At 67.4% G+C, this 386-nt stretch carries 2 protein-coding genes; both read right to left on the reverse strand.

Features of this window, described 5'->3' with window-relative positions:
- Positions 1–75: biotin carboxylase N-terminal domain-containing protein (locus MKD38_RS31215; RefSeq protein WP_171516668.1), on the reverse strand; the 75-nt coding region annotated here is incomplete at its 3' end.
- A gap of 31 nt (positions 76–106) precedes the next feature.
- The coding region (locus MKD38_RS30945; protein ID WP_305882543.1) for a carboxyl transferase domain-containing protein at positions 107–386 on the reverse strand (280 nt) is incomplete at its 5' end.

Consider the following 386-nt stretch of genomic DNA (forward strand, 5'->3'; position numbering starts at 1 on the left):
ACCCAGCCGGCGGCAGGTGGCGGCCACGCGGCAGGCGATTTCACCGCGGTTGGCGATCAGGATCTTGTTGAACATTGAGCTTCCTAGTCGTTGTGACATGCCACGATTACATGCGGAACACGCCGAACTTCATCTCGTCGATCGGCGCGTTGAGGCTGGCCGACAGGCCCAGCCCCAGCACCGTGCGCGTCTGCGCGGGGTCGATCACGCCGTCGTCCCACAGCCGCGCGCTGGCGTAGTACGGATGGCCCTGGTGCTCGTACTGGTCGCGGATCGGCTGCTTGAAGGCGTCCTCCTCCTGCGCGCTCCACTGGCCGCCCTTCGCTTCGATGCCATCGCGGCGCACCGTCGCCAGCACGCTCGCTGCCTGCTCGCCGCCCATCGCT

Origin of the sequence: Cupriavidus sp. WGlv3, from assembly GCF_023952475.1 — a bacterium.
GTDB classification, from domain to species: Bacteria; Pseudomonadota; Gammaproteobacteria; order Burkholderiales; family Burkholderiaceae; genus Cupriavidus; species Cupriavidus phytorum.